The organism is uncultured Ruminococcus sp. (assembly GCF_947301925.1).
Lineage (GTDB): Bacteria > Bacillota > Clostridia > Oscillospirales > Ruminococcaceae > Ruminococcus.
Genome location: NZ_CAMYUE010000018.1, coordinates 22,778 through 48,071 on the forward strand (window position 1 = coordinate 22,778; position 25,294 = coordinate 48,071).

The window sequence follows — 25,294 nt, forward strand, 5'->3', positions numbered from 1 at the left end:
TTTTCCCTCATTTTTTGTGGCAAACGATAATTGATACTTTGGCTGTCATGTGCTATAATATATTTATGAACATTTTTTGAACGGAGGCTGTGACATGATCGCAGGTATCATAGACAGTTCTGATAATACCAAATACTGGGAGTCCGCTCTCGGAGGCTCCTTTGACTGCGCTGTTGCAGACGATACCGGCAGGCTCTCCGCCTGCGATATCATACTTGTATCCCAGGAATACTGCTGCGGCGCCATAGGTCAGGTCATAAGCAGCATACGCAGCTCGGAAAGGCTCCGCAGCGTACCTGCGGCTGCCGTGACCTCTGACCCGAGCTGTGAGAATCAGGAGATACTCCTTGCCATGGGCTTTGACGACATTATCCGTATGCCCGTCTGTGACAGTCTGCTGCTGAGGAGGACAAAGGCTCTCGCCGCAGTACCTCTCCGCGAAACTGCGGAGGCCGGCAGCTCATTCGACAGGCTGCTTTCCTTCAGCGACCATGAGGCAGGAGCCTTCTGCGTGCGCTCCGTGGAGTTCACCAGCATTTTCCGCTTTGTAATGAGACTGCTGGAAAGGTCGGGGAGCTCCGCACAGATGCTGGTGATGTCCCTGTCCTGCGCCGAGGACCGCGGCTCCGAGCTGCGGAAAAAGAACATGAACATACTCTCCGAGGCCGTAAGGCTCTGCCTGCGCCGCGGCGATATGGCTTCGGTGTGCGGAGACAACAGGATAATCGTGCTCCTTGTGGGTGCGGACGACGACGGCGGTCACCTTGTGGCAAGCCGCATAGTCAGCTGCTTTTACAGCGAATGTGAGGACGGCGCCTTTGAGCTGTCCTATGACCTGAGAGAGGTAAGCGGCAAGCGCTGAATCTCCCGCATATGAACGAAACGAGCCCGAAAGCAGCTCTTGCTGCCTTCGGGCTCTTTATATCATATCCCTGTATCATATACCCCGTTCCGTCATTCCTTGCCGTCGTCTATGAACTCCAGTATATCTCCCGGCTGACACTGAAGCACCCTGCATATGGCGTTCAGCGTGGAAAAGCGTATTGCGCTGACCTTTCCCGTCTTCAGCTTGGAGAGGTTCACATTTGTTACACCCACGCGCTCGCTGAGCTCGTTGAGGCTCATTTTTCTGTCCGCCATTACGCGGTCAAGTCTTAATATGATCGACATAGGCTCACCTCACAGTGTTTCGTCGGATTCCTTCTGGAGCTTTGCGCCGTAGTTGAATACAGCTATGAAAAGCAGCACCACAAGTACGAATATGGCTGTTGTGATACCTCCGATAGTACCGATGATGAGCTTGAACCCCGCCCATGGTATCATAGAGATACCGAAGGCCTTCATCTTCTTTATAACGTTTTCCTCAAAGGGCGAGCTGCACTTTTCCAGTGCCTTTGCCAGTCTCTTGCCGAATATGACTATGACTGCAATGAATGTCATGCTTACCGCTGCCAGAAACATAAGTCCCATGCACAGGAACTTGAAGCCCATGCCTGCCGCCTTGTCAAGACCCAGACTGATATCATATATCCTGCTTCCGTCCTCTGCCCTGGTCTCGGTAACGTTGTATACCAGGTGATTTTTACCCTTTCCGATATCTATGTCGTCCTCCTCGACCTTTATCATATTTTCTGGCACCTCGCTGCTGACGGTTATCCTGCCGCCAAGATCAGCGTTTACGCTTACAGCGTCGTCCGGCAAAGTCAGGAAGTATATCCCCAGCACTATGCACATTACTATGCTGACTGTTATTACCACAAAGGCAATGGTCAGCAGTATTCTGCTTGCCTTGCCCAGGCCGTTGATCTTTCTTATGCTCTTGTCCTTTAAAACTGTATTTGTTCCTTTCATGATCGTACCTCCTTATAATGTCCCATATCATTTTACTGCTTTGGAAGTCGTTTCCCCTTCCGTGATCCTATAATACCATGAGAATTAACGTTTGTCAACTGTTTTTTATCGTTTATCGTTAATTATTGTATGTTTGCATATAAATGCCAGTACCTGAAAAGAGGCGTTTTGTGCAGCTTACACGATAAATTTTTATCGTTTGTCATTAAATAAAAGCTGCATTTTATTGTAGACATATCAGATCAGATGTGTTATAATATAGTAGATCAACATTTGTACTTGTAGGGACGGCCATTGGCCGTCCGCAAAATATACGTTTATTATAAATGACTGTAATCGGCGGGACGACGAGGACGGAGTCCCCTACAAATTTTGATTTATCACAGGAGGTTTTTCTATGAAAATGACTTTTATAGGCGCTACCCATGAAGTTACGGGCAGCTGCACTTATATAGAAGCCTGCGGCAAAAAATTCCTTGTTGACTTCGGTATGCAGCAGGGAGAGGATATTTTCGAGAACGTTCAGGTGCCTGCGGCTCCCTCTAATATCGACTTTGTACTCCTCACCCACGCTCATATCGACCACTCGGGTCTGCTCCCTCTCCTCTATGCAGGAGGATTCAAAGGTCAGATACACGCTACGGAAGCAACGGCAAATCTCTGCTCGGTCATGCTCCGCGACAGCGCTCACATACAGGAATTTGAAGCGGAATGGCGCAACCGCAAGGCCGCAAGACGCGGCGAGGCGCCCTTTGAGCCCATATATACCATGGAGGACGCTATCGGTGCCATCGAGCTCTTCGTTCCCCACAAATACGAGACCGAGGCGGAGATCGCAGAGGGTATCACTGTCAGGTTCCGCGATGCAGGACACCTTCTCGGCTCATCAAGCATTATCCTCACTCTCACCGAGAACGGCATAACAAAGACCATTGTCTTTTCGGGCGATATCGGCAATGTGGATCAGCCCCTTATCCGCGATCCACAGTTCATCGAGTCCGCTGACTACGTCATGATCGAATCCACCTACGGAAACCGCGTTCACGACCGCCCCACCGATTATACCTCCTCCCTTGCAAAGGTGCTCCAGGAGACCTTCGACCGCGGCGGCAGCGTCATTATCCCCTCCTTCGCAGTGGGCAGGACCCAGGAAATGCTGTACTTTATCCGCCATATAAAGGCGGAAGGTCTCGTCAAGGGTCACGACGGCTTCCCCGTATATGTGGACAGCCCTCTTGCCAACGAGGCTACGGATATATTCATCAGCAACCGTGAGAGCTGCTACGACGAGGAAGCTCTCTCCTTCGTCCGCAAGGGCATCAATCCCATCTCCTTCGACGGCCTCATAAGAACGGTCACCAGCAACGACTCCGTGGCTATCAACAGCGACGAGCGTCCCAAGGTCATCATCTCCGCAAGCGGTATGTGCGAGGCAGGCCGTATAAAGCACCACCTCAAGCATAACCTGTGGAAGAAGCAGAACACCATTCTTTTCGTGGGATATCAGGCAGGCAATACTCTCGGACGCGCCCTTATCGACGGCGCCAAGCGCGTGAAGCTCTTCGGCGAGACCGTAAAGGTGGCCGCCCGTATCACTCAGCTCCCCGGTATCAGCGGTCACGCCGATGTGAACGGTCTCCTTGAATGGGCGAGAGCCGTCAAGGGAGTAAAGAGGTTCTTTGTCAACCACGGCGAGGCAAGCTCCTCCGAGAGCTTTGCACAGAGGCTCCGCGACGAGCTGGGTGCGGAGGTATACGTTCCCTTCAGCGGCGCCGAGTTCGATATTGCCGAAAATGTCATAACCATTGACGCCGAGCCAATTCCTATCCCGAGAAAGAAAAACACCGCAAACTACAGTATCGCCTACAGCGACCTGCTTGCGGCTTCGGAACGTCTTTCCGCACTTATCAAGGACTCCGACGGCAGAACAAACGCTGATATGCGCCAGCTCACCGAGGCTATCAACAAGCTCTGCGACGACTGGAAGCTATGAGACGGATATGCAGTAAATGCGGAAGCGAGATACCCGAGGGCTCCGCGGAGTGTCCCACCTGCAAGGAGATAGCCGAGCTTGACCGAAGCAACACCGTAAAGCTTTCAGGCGCTATTTATACGGGAGTTGTGATAGTATCCGCAGTATTCGCACTTTTACTTATCTCGGAAGGCATAAGCAGCTTTGTCTACGAGCTTCAGAACGAGAGAAATCTGGTATACTTCCCCGATAATGTCATTACTCACCTGCTTATACCGCTGGCCTATGCCTTTTTCACCGCTATGATAATACTCAGCGACCGCTCGCCCTATCTTATCATACTGCCTGTAACGGGCATAGCTGCGGAAACGGTGCAGCTCCTCACCGATCTTCACGACAACACCGTAAGCTTTGTAACAAGAGGTAGCGATTACTACATCACAACGGTAATGGACTTCTTTTCCGCCGCACTGGTGATACTTTTCCTCGCCTTCATGATAAAGATGATAAGGGAGGATTATTCCATATCCCGCAGCAGATGGATGATAGCCGCAGCCTTCACCCTTGTTTTCGCAAGGGTAGTCATGAAGCTCTGCTTCATAGAGGAGTACGAGATAACAGGCTCTCTGCTTTCATACGCCGATCAGACGAAAATGTACCTTCTCTTTGCGGCATCCCTGCTGAACGTGAAAAAGCGTAAGCTGAACTCGCAAAAGGCTGCAATAAAAAACGAAAGCTCCGATGAATGATATCGGAGCTTTTTTTCGGCCGTCCCTTTAAATGCAAAAATCCCGTAAGCGATCGTCCGAACGCTTACGGGATATCATTTTTATATTACTTGATGACTCTTACTCTGATAACGCCGTCAACTGCGTTGATCTTGCCCTCTACTGCGGGAGGAACGTCACCGATGATGTCGAGCATGGTGTATGCGAAGTCCTTCTTGCTGGCATTTACCATGTTCTCGATATTGAGACCCTCATTGCCTACTGCTGATGTGATGGAAGCAATAGTTGTGGGAACGTTCTTGTGGATGATGCAAACCTTTGTGCCCACTGCGTTCATTGAAGCATTGGGGAGGTTTACGCTGTTCTTGATATTTCCGCTCTCAAGGTAGTCGATAAGCTCCTCGGCAGCCATAACTGCACAGTTGTCCTCGCTCTCGGGTGTGGAAGCTCCCAGGTGGGGAAGAACGATAACGTTCTCAACGCCCAGAACTACATCATCAGCAAAGTCTGTAACATACTTAGCAACCTTACCGTCAGCAATAGCCTTGACTACTGCCTCGCTGTTGATGAGCTCACCTCTTGCCAGGTTGATAAGACGAACGCCGTCCTTCATCATAGCGATCTGCTCAGCATCGATGGTGTTCTTTGTCTGAGGAGTATAAGGCATATGGATCGTGATGTAATCACTGCTTGTGAAGATCTCGTTGATATCGGAAACGATCTTTACTGTAGGATCAAGGTGAAGAGCAGCTCCGATGGAGATATAGGGATCGTAACCGATAACCTTCATGCCCAGAGCCTCGGCAGCGTTTGCGATCTTTCCGCCGATAGCGCCCAGACCGATGATACCCAGTGTCTTGCCTGCGATCTCGGGGCCTGCGAACTTGGACTTGCCGCCCTCAACTGTCTTGGGAGCGTCGGGTGTGCCCTTCAGTGAAGCAGCCCATGAAGCAGCCTCAACGATCTTTCTTGAAGCAAGGAGAAGTGCGCATACAGCCAGCTCCTTAACAGCGTTTGAGTTAGCGCCGGGAGTATTGAATACACAGATACCCTCCTGAGCGCAGCGCTCAACGGGGATATTGTTTACGCCTGCACCTGCACGGGCGATAGCGAGAAGGTTGTCGCCGAACTGCATCTCGTGCATCTTGGCTGAACGAACCATTATAGCGTCAGGATTTGCACACTCATCAGCAACTGCGTACTTGCTCTTGTCGAATACGTCTGTGCCTACAGCTGAGATCTTGTTTAATGTCTGTATCTTGAACATTTCAGTTAACCTCTTTTCAAATATGATATTTTTGGTATGTAATGTCTCAGGAATTCTCTTCCTCAAACTTCTTCATGAAGGCTACCAGCTTCTCAACTCCCTCGATAGGCATTGCATTGTAGATAGAAGCTCTCATGCCGCCAACTGATCTGTGACCCTTGAGGTTCTCGAAGCCTGCTGCCTTTGACTCGGCAACGAACTTCTTGTCAAGCTCGTCGTTGCCTGTGATGAAGGGAACGTTCATGAGTGAGCGATCCTTGGGCTCAACTGTGCCCTTGAACATCTTGCTCTGGTCGAGGAAATCGTAGAGAATCTTAGCCTTTGCCTCGTTGTGCTTCTTCATAGCCTCGAGTCCGCCCATCTTCTTGATCCACTTGAATACCTTGCCGCAAACATAGATGCCGTAGCAGGGAGGTGTATTGTAAAGTGACTCGTTGTCAGCCTGGATCTTCCAGTCCATCATTGTAGGAGTGCACTTGAGTGCAGGACCGTCAGCGATGAGGTCCTCACGAACGATGATGATCTGTACGCCTGAAGGGCCAACGTTCTTCTGAACACCGCCGTAGATAACGCCGTACTTTGTTACGTCAACAGGCTCTGAAAGGAAGCATGAGCTTACGTCAGCAACAAGCTCGTGTCCCTTTGTGTTGGGGAGCTCCCAGAACTTTGTACCGTAGATAGTGTTGTTCTCGCAGATGTATACATAGTCAACATCCTCAGGGATATCAAGATCGGAGCAGTCGGGGATATATGAGAAGGTCTTGTCAGCAGATGAAGCTACCTTTACAACCTCACCGTACTTCTCAGCCTCCTGTGCAGCCTTCTTGGCCCACTGGCCTGTGATGATGTAAGCAGCCTTGCCCTTCTTCATAAGGTTCATGGGAACGCCTGCGAATACCAGTGAAGCGCCGCCCTGTACGAAGATTACCTTGTAGTTGTCGGGGATATTCATGAGGTCGCGGAGATCCTTCTCAGCGTCCTTGATGATCTCATCATATACCTTTGAACGGTGGGACATCTCCATAACGGACATACCGCATCCCTTATAATCCATCATTTCCTCTGCGCATTCCTTGAGAACTTCCTCGGGAAGAACAGCAGGACCTGCACTGAAGTTGTAAACTCTGCTCATTTTAAAAACCTCCAAGTAAATATATTATAAAATAGGTAGTATTGCCATACAATATAAATTATACTCCTTTGGACTGCATAAGTCAATACGAAAAAGGGATTTTTTTTGCAGTCTGTGAAAAAATTGTCACAACCAACGAAAATGGCAGGGCAAATCTGCTTTTAGTTGCTTTCGGCGATTATTTTACAAAAAAGCGGCAGATGTCATAGGACTTCCGCCACCGTGGTATGTCAGTGTTTTTTCATGTAAGTTTCAATGCTATCATTACCGCCCGTCTGAGTATATGTATAGTACGCAAGGATATTTGAAGCGTCTATAGCATTTACGCTGTCATCATTATTTACGTCGCAGCAGTCTCTCTCGGTTTCTGTAAGCTTTGCGCCGTTTGTGGTAGATATTCTTGCATAGATCGAAAGCACGTTTGAAGCGTCGACAGCGTTTATCATGCCGTCACCGTTGACATCACCCTTTGAAGGCTTGCCTGCTGCGGGAGTTGAGCTTCCGTTGCCGGTCACTGTATAATAATAAAACAATGTTTTAGAACGCAGTTTATTTGTAACATCATTGCCGTTAAGATCAACGGCTTTTTTCACGGTTATCTTACATTCGTGACTTCCGACAGCCGAATCATCGGGTATCTTTATCTTAACTGCCGGATAGAAGAAACAGCCTCCGCCGCTCTGTGGCTCAACTGATAATTTCTTTTCAAGTATTACGGCTTTTGGGTCATCAAGCTCCACATCATAGTCAAATTCCTTGAAATAATGGTCTTTGCCGTTGATATTGCCTGTTACATAATATCCGTTGTCAGCCAGCAGTCTTTCGTTATATGCAAGGTTTTCGTTGCCGCTGCCCGCTCTGCTTATACTCATCATGGTTATGTTTACTATTTCAGTGTCGGGATCAGGTCTTCCTGTATCCTTACCGTTTTTGTCAAGTATAGAATATTTGCCATTATATGTATTGAAATTAGATGTAACATCGTTTCCGTTTTTATCAATGGCTTTTGTTACAACGATCTTAAAGCCGTATTCACGCAAAGGAGTGTTTTCAGGAAATTTCAGCTTCGCGTGAACCGAATAGAAAGCGCCTACATTGTGCAGCTCCTTACTTTGTACGACAACATTTTTATCATCGAATACGAAATCGTATTCAAATTCCTTGATCTGTTCAGCGAATTTAAGGAGTTTTTCAGATGTTCCCCGGTCATCGTACAGTTCAATGCTGAAAATGAAGGAATTATTGTCACTGCCCTGTTTGAATTCATAGTAATCAATACTTGAAAAGATTCCTTTAAGGTTTAAGTCTGCGGTCGCAGTTGCGGCAGCATTAGCTGTAATAACACTGTCAGCGGAATTGTCAAGTGCATAATTCATCGGAGCGCAGACTATTGTCAGTGACATAGCAGCGACTAAGATCTTAAACATCCTCATATAATATCCTCCTTAATCCAAGATGATACATTAATTATATCATCGCTGCCTGAATATAGCAAGCCAAAATTTGTTAACACTTCCCGAAAAGTCCTTTTGAACCAAAAAAGGACGGCGTGAAGCCGTCCTGTCAGTTATTCGCTGTAAACCACGGCGATAACGGATATATTATCCTTGCTGCCGTTTTCAAGAGCCTTGTCCACCAGCAGATGGAGCCTCGATTTCAGGCTTTTCGGCAATTCTATTATCTCCTCTATGTCCAGTACGGACACATAGTCCGAAAGTCCGTCTGTACACAGCAGCAGCAGGTCGCCGTATTCCATTCCGCCCTCAAGCACTACCGTATCTATCTGCGGTTCCGACTTCTGATTGCCCAGAACGGGGAATATTATATTCCGGTGGACATGAGTCTTTCGCTCCTCATGGGTTATAGCTCCCTCATCAATGAGAAGCTGCACAAGGGACTGGTCGCGGGATATCTGCTTGATACGTCCGCCGCGGTATCTGTAGAGCCGCGAATCCCCCACATTGAAGGTAAGGATATTATTGCTCTCGTCCACTGCTATACCGCACAGCGTCGCCTGCATATTGTGCATCTCGGGGTCGGCCTCGCTGAACTCCGCAAGAGTGCGGTGAATGGCAAGGAGCTCCTCGTCAAGCTTCATCTCGCCTGTATAGCCTCTGTCGCGGATAAGCTCCAGACACATCTTCGAGGCCAGCTCTCCCGAGCGCTCCCCCGATACTCCGTCCGAAACAGCCGCAATAAACGGTTCTGATACAGTCTGTTCGGAAGAGCCTGAATCTATAACGCTGTCCTTTATGAGCAGGGCATCTTCATTGTGCGGCATTATGCCCTTATCCGTTACTCCGCAGCAGTAATACATTCATTCTCCTCCTTTTCTCTTTATTCTATGCCGTACATTCTCATTCCGTTGCGGCAGGTTATGTCTATGAGCTCCTGAACAGGTACGCCCTTTATCTCCGCAGCCTTTGCAGCCGTATAAGCTATCATGGAGCTGTCGCTGCGTCTGCCTCTGAAGGGCTCGGGAGCCATATAGGGGCAGTCCGTCTCCATGAGGAGCCTGTCAAGGGGCACCGCTTCAAGGGCCTTCAGGGCCTTCTTGGCGTTTTTGAAGGTGATGACTCCCGTAAAGCCGATGTACATACCTATCTTTATTATTTCTCTTGCTGTCTCCGCAGAGCCGCTGAAGCAGTGTACCACTCCCTTCGGACGGTACTCCTTCAGTATATCCACAGTGTCCTCCGCGGCATTGCGGCTGTGAACTATCACGGGCATATCCAGCTCCGCAGCCAGCTCAAGCTGCTTTCGGAACAGGCTTATCTGCTTTTCGCGGTCATAGCCCTCGTAGTGATAGTCCAGACCTATCTCCCCCACTGCCTTTACCTTCGGCGATGAGGCGATGATCTCCCGCAGGATATCAATTATATCTCCGGGAGCGCTGTCTGCGTACTCGGGGTGGAAGCCTGCCGCCCCATATACATAGTCATAGCGCTGTGCAAGCCTCACGTTCTCCCGTGAGTCCCTGATATCGGAGCCTGCCAGCATGACCAGCTCCACGCCCTTTGAGGGAAGCTCCGCCAGCACCTGCTCCCTGTCGCCGTCAAAGGCGCTGTCTGCGTAATGCGCGTGTGTATCGAATATACCGGACATCATTTCTCCTTGAAGTACTGATCCTTGATGTTGGCAATGAAGCCGCTGCTGGGGATAAAGTCGTCGCCTGCATTGGTGCCGTCCACAGAGAGAGCCACCGCGATAGAGCTGCCGTTCTCGAACATATTCTTTATAGCGGTCTTGTGCTCCTTGTAGTCAGCGGACTTGACGTCCGACTCCACCATATTGATTATAGTGTTGAAGTTATTGTCAAAGCTGTCGGCGATACGCTTGCCGTCGGCCTGATTCACCATTGACTTGAGAACGTCCGTAGCAATGAGTGTACGCTCGTACTCTCCGCCCTGGAACATCATATATGTGACAAACATCTCCACCTGATCGCTGTTGAGGTACTGCTGGCTTCCGTCGTTCTTGAAGCCTGCAATATCGGCGTTTACGGCGTAGGTAACGCCGCCGAAGATGTCGCTTATCTTCTTGAAGGCAGCGGAATCGAACTTCATATACCTGTCTACCTCAACATCGAATACCTTTTCCACGAAATCCGCAGCACCTGCGGGGCCGCTGCTCTGATAGCTGTTCATGATACTCTCCTGAGTATCACCTACCAGCGCAATGGAGTTGGAGGGTATACCGATGAATACCAGCTCCTTCTTCACGGGGCGCGAACGCATGAGCACGAAGGTGGGCGGCGCGTTCTTCTCGGGAACGTCAAGTACAAGCAGGACGGTATGGTTGTCCGCGTCGGTGACCATGCCGCTTGTTCTGGGGATAGGCTCCGAGGGCTTTTCCTGTTTGCCGAAGCCAAGGTACTTGTAAAGGCCTGCCGCTATACCTCCGATCACGATAAGACCGATGAATATAGTCGCAAGAAAGGGTACTGCAATTGATCCGCTTTTTCTGTTTGCCATTTTGGTGGCTCCTTTCATGTTTTTACTTTCAGAAATTATTAATATTTGTTTTTTTGTGAGGGATATAAACTTTTCGTATAACGCCTGTCCGTATAATATACGTCCCCGCATGAATAAAAAATATTTTCCAAAGTCAGAGGTTAAAACTTATCCGCGATAATGCGGTTGTCAACAGAGTTTTCCACATTTTCAACAGTTGTGAATGGGGGTTTGATGTTTAAACACACAATTCAACAATCCGTTGAAAAAGAACAGGTGTTCAGCACGGGATTTGCCGCATAGCGCCGTTGCCCGTCTCCGTAAACAACGGTATATAGCCAAATGCTCCGGCCGCATTTTCTGACTGCCTGCTGTGAAAAGCACGGTCTCAGCTGTTGAAAAGGGCTGTATTTCGGTGACAGCACGGTGAAAACTCCACTGTTTTTTTCAACTTTGAACACAAAACAGGAAAGTCATCTCACTGCACTGTTGATTTGTTATAAAGTTTGTGCTATAATTAATACGGCAGTTCAAAAACGTTTTCCATGAAGACCAGCTTGCGCTTTATGCCTTCTATATCGGGACCGCACTCGTCTATGACTCCGTAGACCTCGTCAAGTCCGAAACGGCGTATCTTCCGCCCCTGCCTTACGGCATAGTTCAGGGTCTGATAGGTCCCCGATTTGAACGAGCCCTCATTGAAGTAGGATATCACCGCCGAGGCGTTGTCCACCATGAAGTAATTCCGCACCTTGTACAGGTCGGGAGAGGTATTCTCTCCGCTGCGGCTCTTGCCGTAGACCACAAGAGGGTCGGTGCTGGTGGTCAGGAGCATATCCGCTCCCCTCTCCACATCTGCAAGGAACTCCCTGTAACGGGGGCTGAACCGCTCGCTGTGGCGAAGATAGGGCATAACGCCGATAAGACGTATACTGCTGTCGCAGCGTTTCTTTCCCAGTATATACTTGGCAGCCCACAGGTCGGTGCCCTCGGCAAGTCCGCTGATGAAGCTCCTGTAGCCGTTCTCCACCGCCATGTCAATGTACCTGAACAGCATGAGCTGAACGGTGCGCAGGGTTATGCCGCTGTATATGGGATCTCCTCTGTATGGGAGCACGCTGTTTTCGCGGTGTCCCGTAAAGCAGACCGTCCTTTCGGCATCGGTCTCTATATCCTCCGACGGAAACACGGGGACTCCCGAATCAAGTGAGAAAAGCATGGCACACCTCGCTCTCACGAAAATACTACTGTTATGTGCATACATTGAAATTATAACATACATCACTCCTTATTTCAAGAATTTTTTCGACTTGTAATTAAATTTTAAATAAAGAAAGGACAGATCACGGAATGAAGCCGTATCTCAAACGCGCATGGGCTGAGGTATCACTGCCGCAGCTCAGAAAAAATGTGGATATCATCCGCAGTCTCAATTCTCCTCAGACAGAGATCATGGCTGTGGTCAAGGCTGACGCCTACGGCCACGGCGAGGAGCATATCGTCCGCTGCCTTGCAGAGCAGTGCGGCATACGCTACTTCGCGGTATCAAATCTGGACGAGGCCATTGCGGTAAGGAAGTTCGCTCCCGAAGCGGATATACTCATACTGGGCTATACTCCTCCCGAGTACGCCCATGAGATAGCGATGTATGATATCATACAGGGCGTTGTCTCCACCGAATACGCTCAGGAGCTGGTAAAGAACACTCTCTCCCCCATACGCTGTCATATCAAGATAGATACGGGTATGGGAAGGATAGGCCTGAAGCACGATACTCCCGAGGCCTGCGCCGACGAGATAACCGAAATGATGAAGATCGACAAGCTCTCCGTTGAGGGCATATATACTCACTTCGCCGTTGCCGACAGCGACGATCCCGACAATATCGCCTACACCGACAGGCAGGAGAAGTTCATCACCGATACCTATGACGTGCTGGCAGGACGCGGCATAAAGCTCCGCCACCTGCACTTCATGAACAGCGCAGCTACCTGCTACCGCAACAGCTCACGCAGCACTCTCTCCCGCGCAGGTATCATACTCTACGGCCTGCACCCCGATGTAAGTCTGGATATCCCGGAGGGGCTGGAGCCCCTTATGGAGCTGAAGGCCGTTATCTCCCACGTCAAGACCGTAAGAAAGGGCGACTGCATAAGCTACGGCCGCACATTTGTGGCAGACCGCGAAATGCGTATCGCCACAGTTACCATAGGCTACGCAGACGGTTATTCCCGTCTTCTCAGCTCTAAGGGCGAGATACTCGTCCACGGCAAGAGATGCAGGATAGTGGGCAGAGTCTGTATGGATCAGCTGATGATGGACGTTTCAGACGTACCCGAGGCAAAGTCGGGCGATATCGTCACACTTATCGGTACTGACGGCGATGACCGCATAACAGCCGACGACCTTGCACAGATATACGGCACCATAGGCTACGAGGTAGTCTGCGGCATATCCAAGAGAGTGCCCCGTATCTATATTGAGTGAAAAGAATTAAGAACTAAGAGCTAAGAGCTAAGAACTAAGAATATAGATGGCGGCGCCCGGCAACGGAAAACCACATTCATTGCGGCGCCTTACAGGCACTTTTCCAATGATTTCGGGCGGATAATATCCGCTTCTACACGATTAAAAAGGGAATAAGGAGAATGCTTATGAAAAAGAAGGCTTTAACACTGGCGGCTGCGCTTGTACTGCTCACGGGCTGCAGCAATCCCCTTGACAAGGACGGCGGCACGGAAACCGTCACCACCGCCCCTGTCACCACCACAGAGGCTCCCACGGATCCTCCCACAACTCTCCCGAAGAAGGTGATATACTTCCGTATGGGCGAGGACGAGACCACCGAACCCTTCCTCACCAGCGAGCATATCTCGACCTGCTCTCTGGAATTCCCAAAGGACGAGAACGGCGAGACCATGTATACTGTCAGTATGCTGTTTGATGAAGAGGGAACGGATATCTTCGCAAAGAAAACCGAAGAAGCTGCAAACAGCGGCACTCCCATCACCATATGGTACAACGAGTACCTCCTGACAATAAACTCTGTCTCCGAGCCCATAACCGACGGCAATGCCTCTATCACCGGGCTTGATTTCGACAGCGCCGCCAAGGTATCGAGCTGGATATATGAATGTATCGAAAAGCCCGAAGAAACTACTGCAAACGAAGGTGAACAATAATGGCAAAGGCAATGACCATTTCTTATGTTGTAGGCAATAACCTCTATCTGAACCTCACAAACAAATGTCCCTGCAACTGTACATTCTGCATACGCAACCACGCGGACGGCGCATACGGCTCCGATCCCCTCTGGCTGGAACACGAGCCCTCCATGGAGGAGATAAGGGAGGATCTGCGCAAGCGCGACCTCAGAAAATACCGCGAGATAGTGTTCTGCGGCTACGGCGAACCCACCGAGCGCCTTGATGTGCTCCTTGAAACTGCCGCATATCTCCGCAGCAGAGAGCACTGTCCAAAGCTCCGCATAAATACAAACGGTCTGGGCGACCTTATCCACGGCAGGAGCATTGCCAAAGAGCTGTGCTACGAGCTGGATACCGTGTCCATCAGCCTCAACGCCCCCACGGCAGAGGAATACATGAAGGTTACACGCCCTAAATTCGACAACGCCTTTGAAGCTCTCCAGAAATTCACTAAGGACTGCGTAAAGATCGGCAGAGCAGAGGTGATCATGTCCGTAGTTGACGTTATCCCCCAGGAACAGATAGAGGCTTCAAAGAAGCTGGCTGAAAAGCTGGGAGCAAAGCTCCGCGTGAGAACATTCGACGAGTAAAATACAGCACATATTTCAACAGTTGATTTTGTGCATTATTTTTATATTACACCTATGGAAAAACACAGGGAAATATGATATAATTATTTATTGAAAGATTTCTCTGATCTGAGATAAGGAGTAGTTTTTATGAGCAAAAAAGGTAAGATAATCCTTGCAGCTTCGCTTTCCACATCGGTGCTGGCCGTTACGGCCGCCGTTGTCACGGTATTTGTCTGCAAGCGCATCTACGAGAAGAATTACTTCTCGGTCACAGATTAACAGGTCAATATTATAAAAAGAAGGTTGAATAATATGGAAATCAAATTCACAAAAGCAGAAACTCTCAAGGCTAAGCCCCAGCCCGGCGACAAGCTCGGCTTCGGTCACATCTTCACAGACTATATGCTGGTAATGCCCTATGACGAGGGTCAGGGCTGGCACGATCCCGAGATCCTGCCCTACGGCAATATAGAGCTCTCACCTGCCGCTATGTGCTTCCACTACGGCCAGGAGGTATTCGAGGGCCTGAAGGCTTACAGAACTGCCGAAGGCAAGGTACAGCTCTTCCGTCCCGAGGAGAACTTCAAGAGACTCAACAAGTCCAACGAGAGACTGGTTATCCCCGAGCTCCCCGTTGAGCTTGGTATGCAGTGCCTCACAGAGCTCATCAAGGTCGAGAAGGACTGGGTACCCTCAAAGGAGGGCGAGTCCCTTTACATCAGACCCTTCATCATCGCAGTTGATCCCTTCCTCGGCGTTAAGCCCGGCGAACACTATCTCTTCATGATAATCCTCTCGCCCTCAGGAGCTTACTACGAGACAGGCCTCAACCCCGTAAATATCTACGTTGAGAGCAAGTATGTCCGCGCTGTAAGAGGCGGTATGGGCTTCGCTAAGACAGGCGGTAACTACGCTGCTTCACTCATCGGACAGGACGAGGCTCACAAGCAGAACTACTCACAGGTTCTCTGGCTGGACGGCGTTGAGCAGAAGTACATCGAGGAAGTAGGCGCTATGAACATCTTCTTCGTTATCGACGGCAAGGTTGTAACACCTATGCTCCAGGGCTCTATCCTCCCCGGTATCACAAGAAAGTCCGCTATCGAGGTATGTAAGGCAAAGGGCCTCGAGGTAGAGGAGAGACGTATAGATATCCAGGAGATCGCTGACGCTTACGACGCAGGCAAGCTGGACGAGGTATTCGGTACAGGTACAGCTGCTGTTATCTCACCTGTCGGCCACCTCAAGTGGAACGACAAGGTAATGGAGATCAACGGTAACAAGATCGGCAAGATCTCTCAGATGCTCTACGATACAATGACAGGTATCCAGTGGGGCAAGGTCGAGGATACATTCAACTGGGTATATCCTATCGACTGATAATATAAAAAGCCGCAGCGCTTACATAACCGTGGTGCTTATATAGAAGTTTATGCGCAATTATCGGGGACAAACCTTTCTGAGGAAAGGTTCTTTCCCCGAACCCCTTTTCCAAAGACTTTATAACTGAATTTAGCCCGTACAGGGCGCTCTCCACAAAACGTGAGATCCGGTAATAACCGGGGAGCGCCCTGTAAGGGCTAAATTTAATGCTAAAAGTTTTAGGAAGGGAGTTTGAGGGTGACTCCCCGCAGTGCGGGGAGATGTCACGCAGTGACAGAGGGGACGCGCCTCCGTCAGAGGAACCCTTTTTCAAAAGGGTTTCCCTCAATATCACCCGTAAAGCTGCTATATGAGTATAGCGGTTATGTAAGCGCTGCTTTTTTTATACACAGGCGGATAAAATCCGCCCCTTCTCATTATTTCCAGCTCACATTATAAAGAGTGACCTCATGTGCGCCAAGGGCTGAAGCTCCGTCGATATTTCCCAGCTGGAACTTTATATCCGCCTCCATGTCATGATCGAATGTAACGTCAAGGCTGTAATGCTTCCTCTCGGGAGTAACGGTCAGCTTCTCGTCAAGATACCGCGTATAGGAGCTGTCCTCCACGGTGACTGTCATGCTGCGCTCCGCAGTGGAGCTCACGTCGAATTCAAGGGTGTGCTTCTCGCCTGCCATGACCTCTTTTCCGCGGAGCAGTGCCATAACTGCGTATTCAAGCTCTCCCGGGTTCCTTACGCTTACCACCGTACAGCCCTCCTTGTTGACCACGGAGGCGTCTGCCCCCTCGATATAGTTGTCAAGGGCAAGGGAGGCCTGCTCTGTGGGACGGAAGTCCGTACCGTCCTTCTTATATACGCGGACGTAGTCGATATCGAAGTTCCTGTCACCGTCCGCAAAGGTGGCAGGCTCTGCGTATATGCCGTCTATGCCGTCGAAGTGGCCGCCCACCGCAAGATTGAGTATGATGTAGAAGTTCTGGTCAAAGGGCGCAGGGTAGCTGAAGCCGTCGGAACTCCAGTCTGTCTGCGTACTGTAGAGAATATCGTCAACGTACCAGCGTATCTCGCCGCGCTCCCACTCGATACTGTAGGTATGCCAGTTGTAGGTGCCGTCGCCGCCGTTGAACTCATAGTCGTTGGTGAGATACCTGTTATCGGGCCATGCGCCGCCGAAGTGTATGGTGCCGCATATCTTCCCGGGAGTGCTGCCCCAGCCCTCCATTATGTCTATCTCGCCCGACTTCGCCCAGCCGCCGTACACACTGTCCTCGGGCAGCATCCATATGGCAGGCCACAGGGACTTTCCCGGATCGCACCTTGCTCTCACCTCTATCCTGCCGCCGCATACCGAGAATTTATGCTGAGTGCTTATCCTTGCGGAGGTATAGTCGTAGCTGCCCTGCCTCTCGTCGGTCCAGCTCTCCTTCCTTGCGGATATGGTGAGAACTCCGTCCTTCACTGTGGTATTCCTGTCGGTGTAGAACTCCTGCTCGTTGTTGCCCCAGCCGCCTGTTATATAGTTGCCTGCGTCGTCAAGCTTCCAGTTGCCCAGCTCATAGGACCATTTGTCCGTATCAAGACCGCTGCCGTCGAATTCATCGCTCCACAGCAGGGTATAGCCCTCCGCAGGAGCCTGAGCACCGTTGCCCAGCAGGAATCCGCCCAGACTTTTCAGCTCCGCCGCAGACCTTCCCTGCTTTCTTGCTGAGACCATATCGAATATATCCACTGTGCCGTCGCTGTTATAGTCCATATACACCGCGCTGTCGGCACATACCGCCCCGGGCACTGCCATGAGCAGCACCGCTGCCGCCGCAGCTGCTCTGAGTATCCTCATATACTCCCCTCCGTTCAGGTTTATTATGAGATTATTCTAACATTTACAGCCGCGTATGTCAATATCTCCCCTGCTCTTGCAAAAGGAAGCCGAAAATGCTATAATAGTATCTGCTGTGAAAAATTTTCACGCAATACCTCGGAAATACCTTTTTCCCTGCGTATACTGTATATACGGGCACTGATGTCCGATCTGTTTAGGAGGATTCTTTATGAAAAAGTTCATTTCAGCTTTTATAGCCTGCTCTCTTGCTCTGCTGACCTTCGCTTCATGCGGAAGTAAGTCAAAGGACGACAAGAAGGACGGAAAAACTGCGGATATCGAGGGCAAGTGGGCGCTCAGCGACGTTCCCGATTCCGAGATAAACAGCGCAGGCCTTATATTCGGCAACAACGGAAGCGGCTCCATGTACGAGGAGACCTCCTCCATATTCAGCTTCTCCGGCGACAGCATGAACCTCTACGGCTATGCTATCGACAAGGAGTACATAAAGGAAGAAAACGATGTTGTGACTGTTACTCTCCGGGACAGCAACATAATTGTCATGAAGAGACTTGAGAGCAGCGGAAACGGCTTTGACGGCAAATATTCACTCAGCGGCGGAAGCCTCTACGACAGCCTTTCCCAGGCAGTCGCCAGCAAGGACGGAAAGACAGATATCACCGTTGAGCTCTCCGACGGACACAGCTTCGTTATATTCAATGATCTTTTCACCTATAAGACCAAGGGCAAAGACCTTGTGATATCGGGCTGCTCGCCGCTTATAATGCCCTCCGCGGACGAGAATTCCGATGAGATATCCGCCGAGTACAAGGTGGAGGGTGACAAGCTCACTATTATCGACGACAAGAATACTAACGTCCTCACTAAAGTAGCATAATATTACCTTCATCCTTTGCTGCCGCCTATGCGGCAGCTTTTTTCTTTGTATCGTGCTTCGGAGAGAGTCCTTCCGATGCGGTTATCCATTCCCGCTCCAATTATGTCTTGCATAAATCCTCAGGTAATGGTATAATTATTTTATAATGAAATCCAGGAGGTACACTATGAATATAAACGACACCATTCACGGCTTTACCGTAACAAGGATAGCTCCCGCCCCGGACTGCGGCTCGGAGCTCATAGAAATGCAGCATATAAAAACAGGAGCAAGACTGGTCTGGCTGAAAAACAGCGGCGAGAACAAGCTCTTTTCCATAGCATTCAGAACTCCCCCCAAGGACGATACAGGCATTTTCCATATACTGGAGCACTCCGTTCTGGGCGGCTCAAAGAAATTCCCCGTGAAGGAGCCCTTCCTCGAACTGATGAAGGGTACCATGAATACCTTCCTCAACGCAATGACCTACCCCGACAAAACTGTTTTCCCTTTTTCAAGCAGAAACGATACGGACTTCATGAACCTGACGAGAGTCTACCTTGACGCGGTGTTCGATCCCGCTATATACTACAATCCCAATATCTTCTATCAGGAGGGCTGGCATATCGAAATGCGCAGCGCCTCCGACAGTCCCGTATACAAGGGCGTGGTCTTCAACGAGATGAAGGGCGCTATGTCCTCGGTCTACAGCCGCATGGAATCGGAGATCATGAACGTGCTCTTCCCCGACAGCTGCTACCGCTATGAGTCGGGCGGACTTCCCGAGGCTATAACCGACCTCACCTATGAACAGTTCATCGAGGGACACAAGACCTACTATCATCCCTCAAACGCCTATATTTACCTGGACGGACCTGTGGATATCGACTCCGTTCTCGGTCTCATCGACGGTGAGTACCTCAGCCGCTTCGACAGGCGCGATACCCACAGCGAGATAGCCGTTCAGTCTCCTATCGAGCCTGCTGTGAGAAAGAGCTATTACGAGATCTCTCCCGACGAAGAGGAGACTAACCATACATACCTCGTTATCGGAAAGGTACTGGGCAGCTGGCAGGAGCGCGAAAGGATAACCGCTGCCGCCGTGCTGGGCGAAGCTCTTACAGGCTCAAACGACTCTCCCCTGAAGCGTGCCCTGCTGGATACGGGGCTCTGCCTTGACGTATCACTGGAGGTCAGCGACGGCATAATGCAGCCATTCGGCTGCCTCAGCATAAACAATACAGACCCCGAAAACTGCGAAAAGCTGAAGGAGACAGTCCGTGAGACTGTCACACGCCTCTGTGAGGAGGGTATCGACCGTGAGCTCCTTACCGCTGCGGTGAACAGGCTGGAATTCCAGTACCGCGCAGGCGGCGAGCCCAGAGGTCTCACCCGCAATATAAACGCTCTCTCCGCATGGCTCTACGGCGGAGATCCTCTGCATTTCCTCGATATGGGCGGAGTATACGACAGCCTGAGAGACAAGGTGGATTCGGGATATTTTGAGGAGATACTGAAGCAGTGGCTCCTTGACGGTCAGGGTACGGCAGAGCTGTACCTCCTGCCCTCACGCACCTACGGCGAGGAGCAGAAGGCCGCAGAAGAAAAGCGCCTCGCCGCTGTTATGGACGGCCTTGCCTGCGAGGAAAAGGACGTTATCGTTGAACAGAACAGGAAGCTTGATGAGTGGCAGCAGTCCGTTGATACTCCCGAACAGCTGGCGACTATGCCTCACCTTGCTCTGTCAGAGGTGGGAGAGGAGCCTCTGCCCTATGAGACCGAGGAGACAGATATAAACGGTCTGACCGTGCTCCGTCACCCCTCATCGGACGAGGGCATTGCCGCTGTCAGCCTTTACTTCTCCCTTGCGGACTGCACCGAAAACGAGCTCTCCGCCGCTGCTGCCATGACCGAGCTCCTGGGCGAGCTCCCCACCGCAGACAGCTCCGCTGCCGAATTGCAGCGCAGGATAACGGGACTTCTGGGAAGCATCTCCCACAGCATACTTGTTTTCTCAAAGAAGGGCGTTACAGACAGGTGTACCCCCTATCTCTGCACCACCGCAAGATTCCTTGAAAAGAATACCGCCGAGGCTTTTGACCTCATTGCGGAGATCATAACAAAGACCTGCTTTGACGACGCCGAGAACGTCAAAGAGCTCCTCCTCCAGTCGGACGAGAACTTCAAGCAGTCCATCATCGCCAATGGTCATACCTACTCCATGCAGAGAGTAAGGGCTTCACTGTCGGCAGAGTCCGCGGTGAACGAGCTGGTTTCCGGCTATGAGGGATACAAGAGGCTCCATGAGGCGGTAAAGGCTCCCGAAAAGCTTATTGGCGATATAAAGAGCCTTTTCGGACGCATCATCTGTACTTCAAGACTTACCGCCAGCGTTACGGGAAATATCTCCCCAGAGGCGCTCATATCGGCTCTGCCCAAGGGCGAGCCCTCTGCGGCGGAGGATATGGACTTCCGACTGGATATCCCCGAAGATCAGGGTATCATCATTCCCGCGGGCGTATCCTATTCCGCTGTGGCCTTCCCAGATAATTCGGCTGACAGCGCTGTAAGAAAGGTGCTTTTCCGCGCACTGTCCCTTGAATACCTCTGGAATGAGGTAAGAGTCAAGGGCGGAGCCTACGGCACCGGCGCACATATGACTCCCTCGGGCGAGCAGGCATTCTTCTCCTACCGCGATCCCTCGCCTGCCGCTACTCTGGAGACCTGCCGCGGCGCTGCCGACTTCACGGAGAAGTATTGCAGCGGCGAGCCCGATATAACTCAGTATATCATCAGCTCCGTGGCCAAGGAGGAGCCCCTCATGTCCGACGGCAACAAGAGCAGAAAGGCCGACGGTCTCTGGTTCAGAGGTATATCCTATGAGGAGAGGGCTGCCGAAAAGAGGCGTATGCTCAGAGTTACGGCCCGTGAACTGAAGGAAGCTGCCGCAAACCTGAGAACTGCGGGCAATACCTGCGTAATGGGTACCGAGGCCGCTATGGAGGGGCTGGATCTCGTAATTGACACCCTTGCATAAGGGCTTCCATGAGCTTCCGCTTTTGAATAAAAACAAGCGCCTGTATTTGTGAGCTTCACATTACAGGCGCTTTTTTATTGTCATTCCCCGCCGCTGTTTCATATAATAATCTGATCGGTGATTATTATTTCATGCCGTTTTCGGCGGATCGGAGGATCTTATGAAAAATATGAATATACTTATCGCAGGCGGCGATACCAGACAGCTTTTCTGTGCCGCACGCCTTGCCCGTGAATACAGTATCGGCATTATGGGCTTCGACAGCGAATACCTCCCCGAGGGTATTTCCCTGCCCGCGGCGGATATCTCTGAAGGCCGCTATGACTGCGCTGTGCTGCCTGTGCCGCCCCTCAATGACAACGGTGATATACTTGCTCCGTGCAGCAGCCATTCACTCCCCACCGAGACGATATCACGGCTGCTTAAAGACGGCGGCTGTATACTTGCAGGCAGGGTCAGCGACGGCCTGAGAGCTGCTTTCCCGCACCATGATATCATGGACTATATGCTTCGTGAGGAACTGAACCTGAGAAACGCCGTCCCTACCGCAGAAGGAGCGGTTCAGATTGCTCTGGAGGAGCTTCCCGTTACCCTCAGCTGCCTTGATGTGCTTATCGTAGGACTGGGCAGGATAGGCACGGCTCTGGCGGAGATACTCAAGGGCTTCGGCGCTCATGTCACCGCTGCCGTCCATAATCCCCGCGGAGCTGCAAAGGCAAGGCTCTGCGGTATCTCCTCCATACCTACAAGACGTATCAGCGGCGGCTATCGTCTGGTGTTCAATACCGTTCCTTACCTTGTTTTCGACAGCGATATGCTCGGCAGGTTCGGCAAGGACACCCTGTTCATAGACCTTGCCTCAAAACCGGGAGGCATAGACTTTGACGCCGCAGCCGCCCTCGGGCTCCGCGCTGTATGGGCGCTGGGACTTCCGGGAAGGACGGCGCCCGTTACCGCAGGAGAGATAATCGCAGAGACGGTCAGCACCATGCTGGCGGAAAGGAGCGAGACCCATGAGTGAGGTACTGAAGGGACTGCGCATAGGCTACGCCTTGACGGGCTCGTTCTGCTCCTTCAGGCGGAGCTTTGAGCAGGCGGAGATACTCAGGGAGTACGGCGCGGAGCTCATACCGGTGATGTCCGAAAATGCCGCCTCCATATCCACCCGCTTCGGCACAGCAGAGGAAAATTTACAGCGTCTCCGCGCCATAGCAGGCAGGGAGGTCATCACCTCCATTGAAGCTGCTGAGCCAATAGGCCCGAAAGATCTCACCGACATAATGGTGGTAGCACCATGCACCTCAAACACTGCGGCAAAGCTGGCCTCCTCAGTCACGGATACCGCCGTGACCATGGCTGTAAAATCCCATCTGCGCAGCGGCAAGCCTGTGGTTCTGGCCATTGCCTCAAACGACTCCCTTCTGGCCTCTGCCAAAAATATCGGAGAGCTGTTCAACCGCAGGAATTACTACTTCGTTCCCATGGTGCAGGACGACTGGGAGAAAAAGCCAGCCTCACTGGTTGCGGAGTTCTCACTGCTGCCCCGTGCTGTGGAAGCGGCTCTCAGCGGCGTGCAGCTTCGCCCGATAATCTACCACAGCGCACCGAAATAGAAAACAGCGGTCGAATGACCGCTGTTTTTCTTATGAAATCTGCTTTATATAGTAATCGTACGCTGAGACCTGAAGCTCCACATAAGTAATATTCTTATCGTATACAATGTTGTGATACTTCATTATGTATTGTCCATATGTGAAATCACCGACCATATGCGTATCGTTGATAAGACCGTCCTCCAGATCATCATGATTGTACTCGGTATAGGGAATACCTATCAGCTCCAGCTTTTTATTGTTCTTTTCGCTGAGCTGCTCCTGTATATAGTCGAAACGCAGGGCATCTATATACTTGTTTGTAAAGCAGGCTGTAAGTATAAGGAAAGCCGCGGCGAAAACGCAGGTAAACATGAAGCCGCCTGCGATCCTGCCATACTTCCAATCTATTGTACTTGCCGCACAGGTAACCACCTCGCCGCACAGCAATATCCAGAACATATAATTTGAAAAGAAACAGCGTGCCGTAGCAGGACTGATAAAGAGGAACGGTGCAGTCAGCATAAAGGTGCTGACAAGATATATGTACGCCCGTATCCTGCCGTTCTTATCAAGAAAAACATAGATAAGATAAGCCAGAGACACCACATATATAAAGGAAAATGCTGTTTCAAGAGCTACTATCCTCATGGCAGGCGTAAACACTCTCAGATTGGAAATACATCCTGTATATATGGAATACACTGAGTACAGCCAGCATACGGTTATACAGGGCATGAGATACTTGTGCTTGCTGCCGCTGAGATCTTTCCTGAACAGGAGAACAGTGAAAGCAGCCGTAATGATGATGGGTATTGCCCAGAAGTCCTTGGTATAATGTACTACGATGAATGAATAGGCATTCTGGAGTATATTGGAAAAGCCTAACTCAAAGTATCTGTTGCCTACTTCATCGCCCTTGGAATAGATATCGCCGTAAATTCCTCTCCCGAACATAAGGAAACAGGAAACAGCTGCACCAACAAAGAATGATACAGCATGAAGAACAGTCCTTTTCTTGATTTTAACAGCAATGACAATAAGTGTAACAGCCAGCATAACATTGTATATGGTCATATGCTCAACGCAAAGTCCGCCTGTCAAGCCGATTAAGAATACAGGTACAGCCCATATGCGTTTAGCGGTATACTCGGTAAAAAAGCACCTGAACATAAACAGAAGATATACAAATGTCATCAGTACGGAGAATACATAATTGGTATAACCGCTTATCCAGTTAATAGTCTCGGCATAGGTGGTATGAGGAATGAATATCAATAGAAGAAGCGGGAAGTAATACTTGTTTCCCTTTATATGATCCTTGAAATCGAAAAGGCGTCCCATTATTACAAGAAATGCTGCAAAAGTAAGCGTGATAAAAATTATCCTGAAGGGGATATTTCTGACCAGCCATATAGTTACCTGATTTGAAAAAAGCCGTCCGTTGGGAGTCCTCCATGCATCAAGTGAACTATCCTCAACCGAGTAGTACCACAGATAATCGTCGCCATTCATAAAAAGTGCAAAAGAACTGCAAAGCGCAAAGATGAAAACGAACAGATACGGCAGCCATTTCTTTCTGAAAACCGAAGAATTCATCCTCTCCCCCCATTTTTTAAATATATCCGTAATTTCAAAAAAGCTCCATTAGAAAACTAATGGAGCTACTTTGTGTCGGCACTGATCTAATTTCCCGGGCCGTCGCCAGCCAAGTATCATCGACGTAAATGAGCTTAACTTCCGTGTTCGGAATGGGAACGGGTGTGACCTCATTGCCATAAGCACCGACTATTTTTAGAATCTTAAAAAGAATAAAGCGTAATGCGAGGCGAAACTCTAAATGAAGCTTAAAGGAAAAGCCCTCGACCGATTAGTACTCGCAAGCTGAACGTGTCACCACGCTT

23 protein-coding genes and 1 rRNA gene are annotated in these 25,294 nt (G+C 50.3%); 12 read left to right on the forward strand and 12 right to left on the reverse strand.

Annotation, left to right across the window (positions count from 1 at the left end):
• The first annotated feature begins 94 nt into the window (after window positions 1-94).
• Window positions 95-862: a hypothetical protein gene (locus Q0Y65_RS13835; RefSeq protein ID WP_297961030.1), complete on the forward strand. Its 768-nt coding sequence runs from the start codon at window positions 95-97 to the stop codon at window positions 860-862.
• Between the two features lie 92 nt (window positions 863-954).
• On the opposite strand, the gene Q0Y65_RS13840 is transcribed toward Q0Y65_RS13835, so the two are convergent.
• Entirely contained in the window at window positions 955-1,170 is a 216-nt protein-coding gene (locus Q0Y65_RS13840) for a helix-turn-helix transcriptional regulator (protein ID WP_297961033.1), read from the reverse strand.
• A 9-nt stretch (window positions 1,171-1,179) separates the two neighbouring features.
• Entirely contained in the window at window positions 1,180-1,851 is a 672-nt protein-coding gene (locus Q0Y65_RS13845) for a hypothetical protein (RefSeq protein WP_297961036.1), read from the reverse strand.
• Window positions 1,852-2,248: 397 nt separating this feature from the next.
• Between Q0Y65_RS13845 and Q0Y65_RS13850 the strand changes: the two genes are divergently transcribed.
• Both Q0Y65_RS13850 and Q0Y65_RS13855 read left to right on the forward strand, forming a co-directional pair.
• Window positions 2,249-3,844 carry an MBL fold metallo-hydrolase RNA specificity domain-containing protein gene (locus Q0Y65_RS13850; RefSeq protein WP_297961039.1) on the forward strand — a complete coding sequence of 532 codons (1,596 nt, stop codon included), beginning with the start codon at window positions 2,249-2,251 and terminating at the stop codon, window positions 3,842-3,844.
• Window positions 3,841-4,572, forward strand: coding sequence for a hypothetical protein (locus Q0Y65_RS13855; protein ID WP_297961042.1), 732 nt, complete (start codon window positions 3,841-3,843; stop codon window positions 4,570-4,572). The genes Q0Y65_RS13850 and Q0Y65_RS13855 overlap by 4 nt, the downstream gene beginning before the upstream one ends.
• An 85-nt stretch (window positions 4,573-4,657) precedes the next feature.
• Here Q0Y65_RS13855 and Q0Y65_RS13860 read toward each other — a convergent pair whose 3' ends face one another.
• From Q0Y65_RS13860 to Q0Y65_RS13890, 7 genes are all read right to left on the reverse strand, one after another.
• Window positions 4,658-5,818, reverse strand: a complete 1,161-nt coding sequence (locus Q0Y65_RS13860; RefSeq protein ID WP_297961045.1) for a 3-phosphoglycerate dehydrogenase family protein — start codon at window positions 5,816-5,818, stop codon at window positions 4,658-4,660.
• Window positions 5,819-5,864: 46 nt separating this feature from the next.
• A complete protein-coding gene (gene serC / locus Q0Y65_RS13865) occupies window positions 5,865-6,950 on the reverse strand; it encodes a 3-phosphoserine/phosphohydroxythreonine transaminase (RefSeq protein WP_297961049.1) in 1,086 nt (361 codons plus the stop codon).
• Between the two features lie 230 nt (window positions 6,951-7,180).
• A complete protein-coding gene (locus tag Q0Y65_RS13870) occupies window positions 7,181-8,383 on the reverse strand; it encodes a dockerin type I domain-containing protein (RefSeq protein ID WP_297961053.1) in 1,203 nt (400 codons plus the stop codon).
• 134 nt (window positions 8,384-8,517) lie between these two features.
• Window positions 8,518-9,267 carry a PP2C family serine/threonine-protein phosphatase gene (locus Q0Y65_RS13875; protein ID WP_297961055.1) on the reverse strand — a complete coding sequence of 250 codons (750 nt, stop codon included), beginning with the start codon at window positions 9,265-9,267 and terminating at the stop codon, window positions 8,518-8,520.
• Between the two features lie 20 nt (window positions 9,268-9,287).
• On the reverse strand, window positions 9,288-10,055 hold the full coding sequence (locus Q0Y65_RS13880) for a TatD family hydrolase (RefSeq protein ID WP_363293569.1): 768 nt from the start codon (window positions 10,053-10,055) through the stop codon (window positions 9,288-9,290).
• The gene (locus Q0Y65_RS13885; protein ID WP_297961062.1) at window positions 10,055-10,924 is read right to left on the reverse strand and encodes an LCP family protein; all 870 of its coding nucleotides are present in this window, start codon (window positions 10,922-10,924) and stop codon (window positions 10,055-10,057) included. The genes Q0Y65_RS13880 and Q0Y65_RS13885 overlap by 1 nt, the downstream gene beginning before the upstream one ends.
• Window positions 10,925-11,420: 496 nt before the next feature.
• The gene (locus tag Q0Y65_RS13890) at window positions 11,421-12,122 is read right to left on the reverse strand and encodes an SLOG family protein (RefSeq protein ID WP_297961065.1); all 702 of its coding nucleotides are present in this window, start codon (window positions 12,120-12,122) and stop codon (window positions 11,421-11,423) included.
• Window positions 12,123-12,253: 131 nt separating this feature from the next.
• Here Q0Y65_RS13890 and alr point away from each other — a divergent pair, with 131 nt between their 5' ends.
• From alr to Q0Y65_RS13915, 5 genes are all read left to right on the forward strand, one after another.
• A complete protein-coding gene (gene alr / locus Q0Y65_RS13895; protein ID WP_297961068.1) occupies window positions 12,254-13,390 on the forward strand; it encodes an alanine racemase in 1,137 nt (378 codons plus the stop codon).
• Window positions 13,391-13,557: 167 nt separating this feature from the next.
• Window positions 13,558-14,085 (forward strand): SecDF P1 head subdomain-containing protein, encoded by a 528-nt coding sequence (locus Q0Y65_RS13900; RefSeq protein WP_297961071.1) that lies wholly within the window; start codon window positions 13,558-13,560, stop codon window positions 14,083-14,085.
• Window positions 14,085-14,699, forward strand: a complete 615-nt coding sequence (locus tag Q0Y65_RS13905; protein ID WP_297961074.1) for a TIGR04100 family radical SAM protein — start codon at window positions 14,085-14,087, stop codon at window positions 14,697-14,699. The genes Q0Y65_RS13900 and Q0Y65_RS13905 overlap by 1 nt, the downstream gene beginning before the upstream one ends.
• Window positions 14,700-14,828: 129 nt before the next feature.
• Window positions 14,829-14,960: a hypothetical protein gene (locus tag Q0Y65_RS13910; protein ID WP_278245059.1), complete on the forward strand. Its 132-nt coding sequence runs from the start codon at window positions 14,829-14,831 to the stop codon at window positions 14,958-14,960.
• A gap of 33 nt (window positions 14,961-14,993) precedes the next feature.
• A complete protein-coding gene (locus Q0Y65_RS13915) occupies window positions 14,994-16,061 on the forward strand; it encodes a branched-chain amino acid aminotransferase (protein WP_297961079.1) in 1,068 nt (355 codons plus the stop codon).
• 419 nt (window positions 16,062-16,480) lie between these two features.
• On the opposite strand, the gene Q0Y65_RS13920 is transcribed toward Q0Y65_RS13915, so the two are convergent.
• Window positions 16,481-17,902 carry a glycoside hydrolase family 16 protein gene (locus tag Q0Y65_RS13920; RefSeq protein ID WP_297961082.1) on the reverse strand — a complete coding sequence of 474 codons (1,422 nt, stop codon included), beginning with the start codon at window positions 17,900-17,902 and terminating at the stop codon, window positions 16,481-16,483.
• A 211-nt stretch (window positions 17,903-18,113) separates the two neighbouring features.
• On the opposite strand from Q0Y65_RS13920, the gene Q0Y65_RS13925 reads away from it, so the two are divergent.
• The 4 genes from Q0Y65_RS13925 (at window position 18,114) to Q0Y65_RS13940 (ending at window position 23,411) form a co-directional block, all read left to right on the forward strand.
• Window positions 18,114-18,782 carry a hypothetical protein gene (locus tag Q0Y65_RS13925; protein ID WP_297961085.1) on the forward strand — a complete coding sequence of 223 codons (669 nt, stop codon included), beginning with the start codon at window positions 18,114-18,116 and terminating at the stop codon, window positions 18,780-18,782.
• Between the two features lie 166 nt (window positions 18,783-18,948).
• A complete protein-coding gene (locus Q0Y65_RS13930; protein WP_297961088.1) occupies window positions 18,949-21,798 on the forward strand; it encodes an insulinase family protein in 2,850 nt (949 codons plus the stop codon).
• A gap of 160 nt (window positions 21,799-21,958) precedes the next feature.
• Entirely contained in the window at window positions 21,959-22,819 is an 861-nt protein-coding gene (locus Q0Y65_RS13935) for a dipicolinate synthase subunit DpsA (RefSeq protein WP_297961091.1), read from the forward strand.
• Window positions 22,812-23,411 carry a dipicolinate synthase subunit B gene (locus Q0Y65_RS13940; RefSeq protein ID WP_297961094.1) on the forward strand — a complete coding sequence of 200 codons (600 nt, stop codon included), beginning with the start codon at window positions 22,812-22,814 and terminating at the stop codon, window positions 23,409-23,411. The genes Q0Y65_RS13935 and Q0Y65_RS13940 overlap by 8 nt, the downstream gene beginning before the upstream one ends.
• Before the next feature lie 30 nt (window positions 23,412-23,441).
• Here the strand turns inward: Q0Y65_RS13940 and Q0Y65_RS13945 are convergent, their stop codons facing one another.
• A complete protein-coding gene (locus Q0Y65_RS13945) occupies window positions 23,442-24,989 on the reverse strand; it encodes a DUF6056 family protein (RefSeq protein WP_297961098.1) in 1,548 nt (515 codons plus the stop codon).
• Window positions 24,990-25,062: 73 nt separating this feature from the next.
• Window positions 25,063-25,179: ribosomal RNA gene (gene rrf / locus Q0Y65_RS13950) — 5S ribosomal RNA — on the reverse strand.
• Window positions 25,180-25,294 lie beyond the last annotated feature (115 nt).

Coding starts and splice junctions, on each gene's coding strand:
- Q0Y65_RS13930 (WP_297961088.1), top strand. CDS start 18,949: ATGAATATAAACGACACCATTCACGGCTTTACCGTAACAAGGATAGCT.
- Q0Y65_RS13900 (WP_297961071.1), top strand. CDS start 13,558: ATGAAAAAGAAGGCTTTAACACTGGCGGCTGCGCTTGTACTGCTCACG.
- Q0Y65_RS13835 (WP_297961030.1), top strand. CDS start 95: ATGATCGCAGGTATCATAGACAGTTCTGATAATACCAAATACTGGGAG.
- alr (WP_297961068.1), top strand. CDS start 12,254: ATGAAGCCGTATCTCAAACGCGCATGGGCTGAGGTATCACTGCCGCAG.
- Q0Y65_RS13940 (WP_297961094.1), top strand. CDS start 22,812: ATGAGTGAGGTACTGAAGGGACTGCGCATAGGCTACGCCTTGACGGGC.
- Q0Y65_RS13925 (WP_297961085.1), top strand. CDS start 18,114: ATGAAAAAGTTCATTTCAGCTTTTATAGCCTGCTCTCTTGCTCTGCTG.
- Q0Y65_RS13935 (WP_297961091.1), top strand. CDS start 21,959: ATGAAAAATATGAATATACTTATCGCAGGCGGCGATACCAGACAGCTT.
- Q0Y65_RS13945 (WP_297961098.1), bottom strand. CDS start 24,989: ATGAATTCTTCGGTTTTCAGAAAGAAATGGCTGCCGTATCTGTTCGTT.
- serC (WP_297961049.1), bottom strand. CDS start 6,950: ATGAGCAGAGTTTACAACTTCAGTGCAGGTCCTGCTGTTCTTCCCGAG.
- Q0Y65_RS13870 (WP_297961053.1), bottom strand. CDS start 8,383: ATGAGGATGTTTAAGATCTTAGTCGCTGCTATGTCACTGACAATAGTC.
- Q0Y65_RS13880 (WP_363293569.1), bottom strand. CDS start 10,055: ATGTCCGGTATATTCGATACACACGCGCATTACGCAGACAGCGCCTTT.
- Q0Y65_RS13850 (WP_297961039.1), top strand. CDS start 2,249: ATGAAAATGACTTTTATAGGCGCTACCCATGAAGTTACGGGCAGCTGC.
- Q0Y65_RS13910 (WP_278245059.1), top strand. CDS start 14,829: ATGAGCAAAAAAGGTAAGATAATCCTTGCAGCTTCGCTTTCCACATCG.
- Q0Y65_RS13905 (WP_297961074.1), top strand. CDS start 14,085: ATGGCAAAGGCAATGACCATTTCTTATGTTGTAGGCAATAACCTCTAT.
- Q0Y65_RS13840 (WP_297961033.1), bottom strand. CDS start 1,170: ATGTCGATCATATTAAGACTTGACCGCGTAATGGCGGACAGAAAAATG.
- Q0Y65_RS13915 (WP_297961079.1), top strand. CDS start 14,994: ATGGAAATCAAATTCACAAAAGCAGAAACTCTCAAGGCTAAGCCCCAG.
- Q0Y65_RS13860 (WP_297961045.1), bottom strand. CDS start 5,818: ATGTTCAAGATACAGACATTAAACAAGATCTCAGCTGTAGGCACAGAC.
- Q0Y65_RS13920 (WP_297961082.1), bottom strand. CDS start 17,902: ATGAGGATACTCAGAGCAGCTGCGGCGGCAGCGGTGCTGCTCATGGCA.
- Q0Y65_RS13885 (WP_297961062.1), bottom strand. CDS start 10,924: ATGGCAAACAGAAAAAGCGGATCAATTGCAGTACCCTTTCTTGCGACT.
- Q0Y65_RS13875 (WP_297961055.1), bottom strand. CDS start 9,267: ATGTATTACTGCTGCGGAGTAACGGATAAGGGCATAATGCCGCACAAT.
- Q0Y65_RS13855 (WP_297961042.1), top strand. CDS start 3,841: ATGAGACGGATATGCAGTAAATGCGGAAGCGAGATACCCGAGGGCTCC.
- Q0Y65_RS13890 (WP_297961065.1), bottom strand. CDS start 12,122: ATGCTTTTCTCACTTGATTCGGGAGTCCCCGTGTTTCCGTCGGAGGAT.
- Q0Y65_RS13845 (WP_297961036.1), bottom strand. CDS start 1,851: ATGAAAGGAACAAATACAGTTTTAAAGGACAAGAGCATAAGAAAGATC.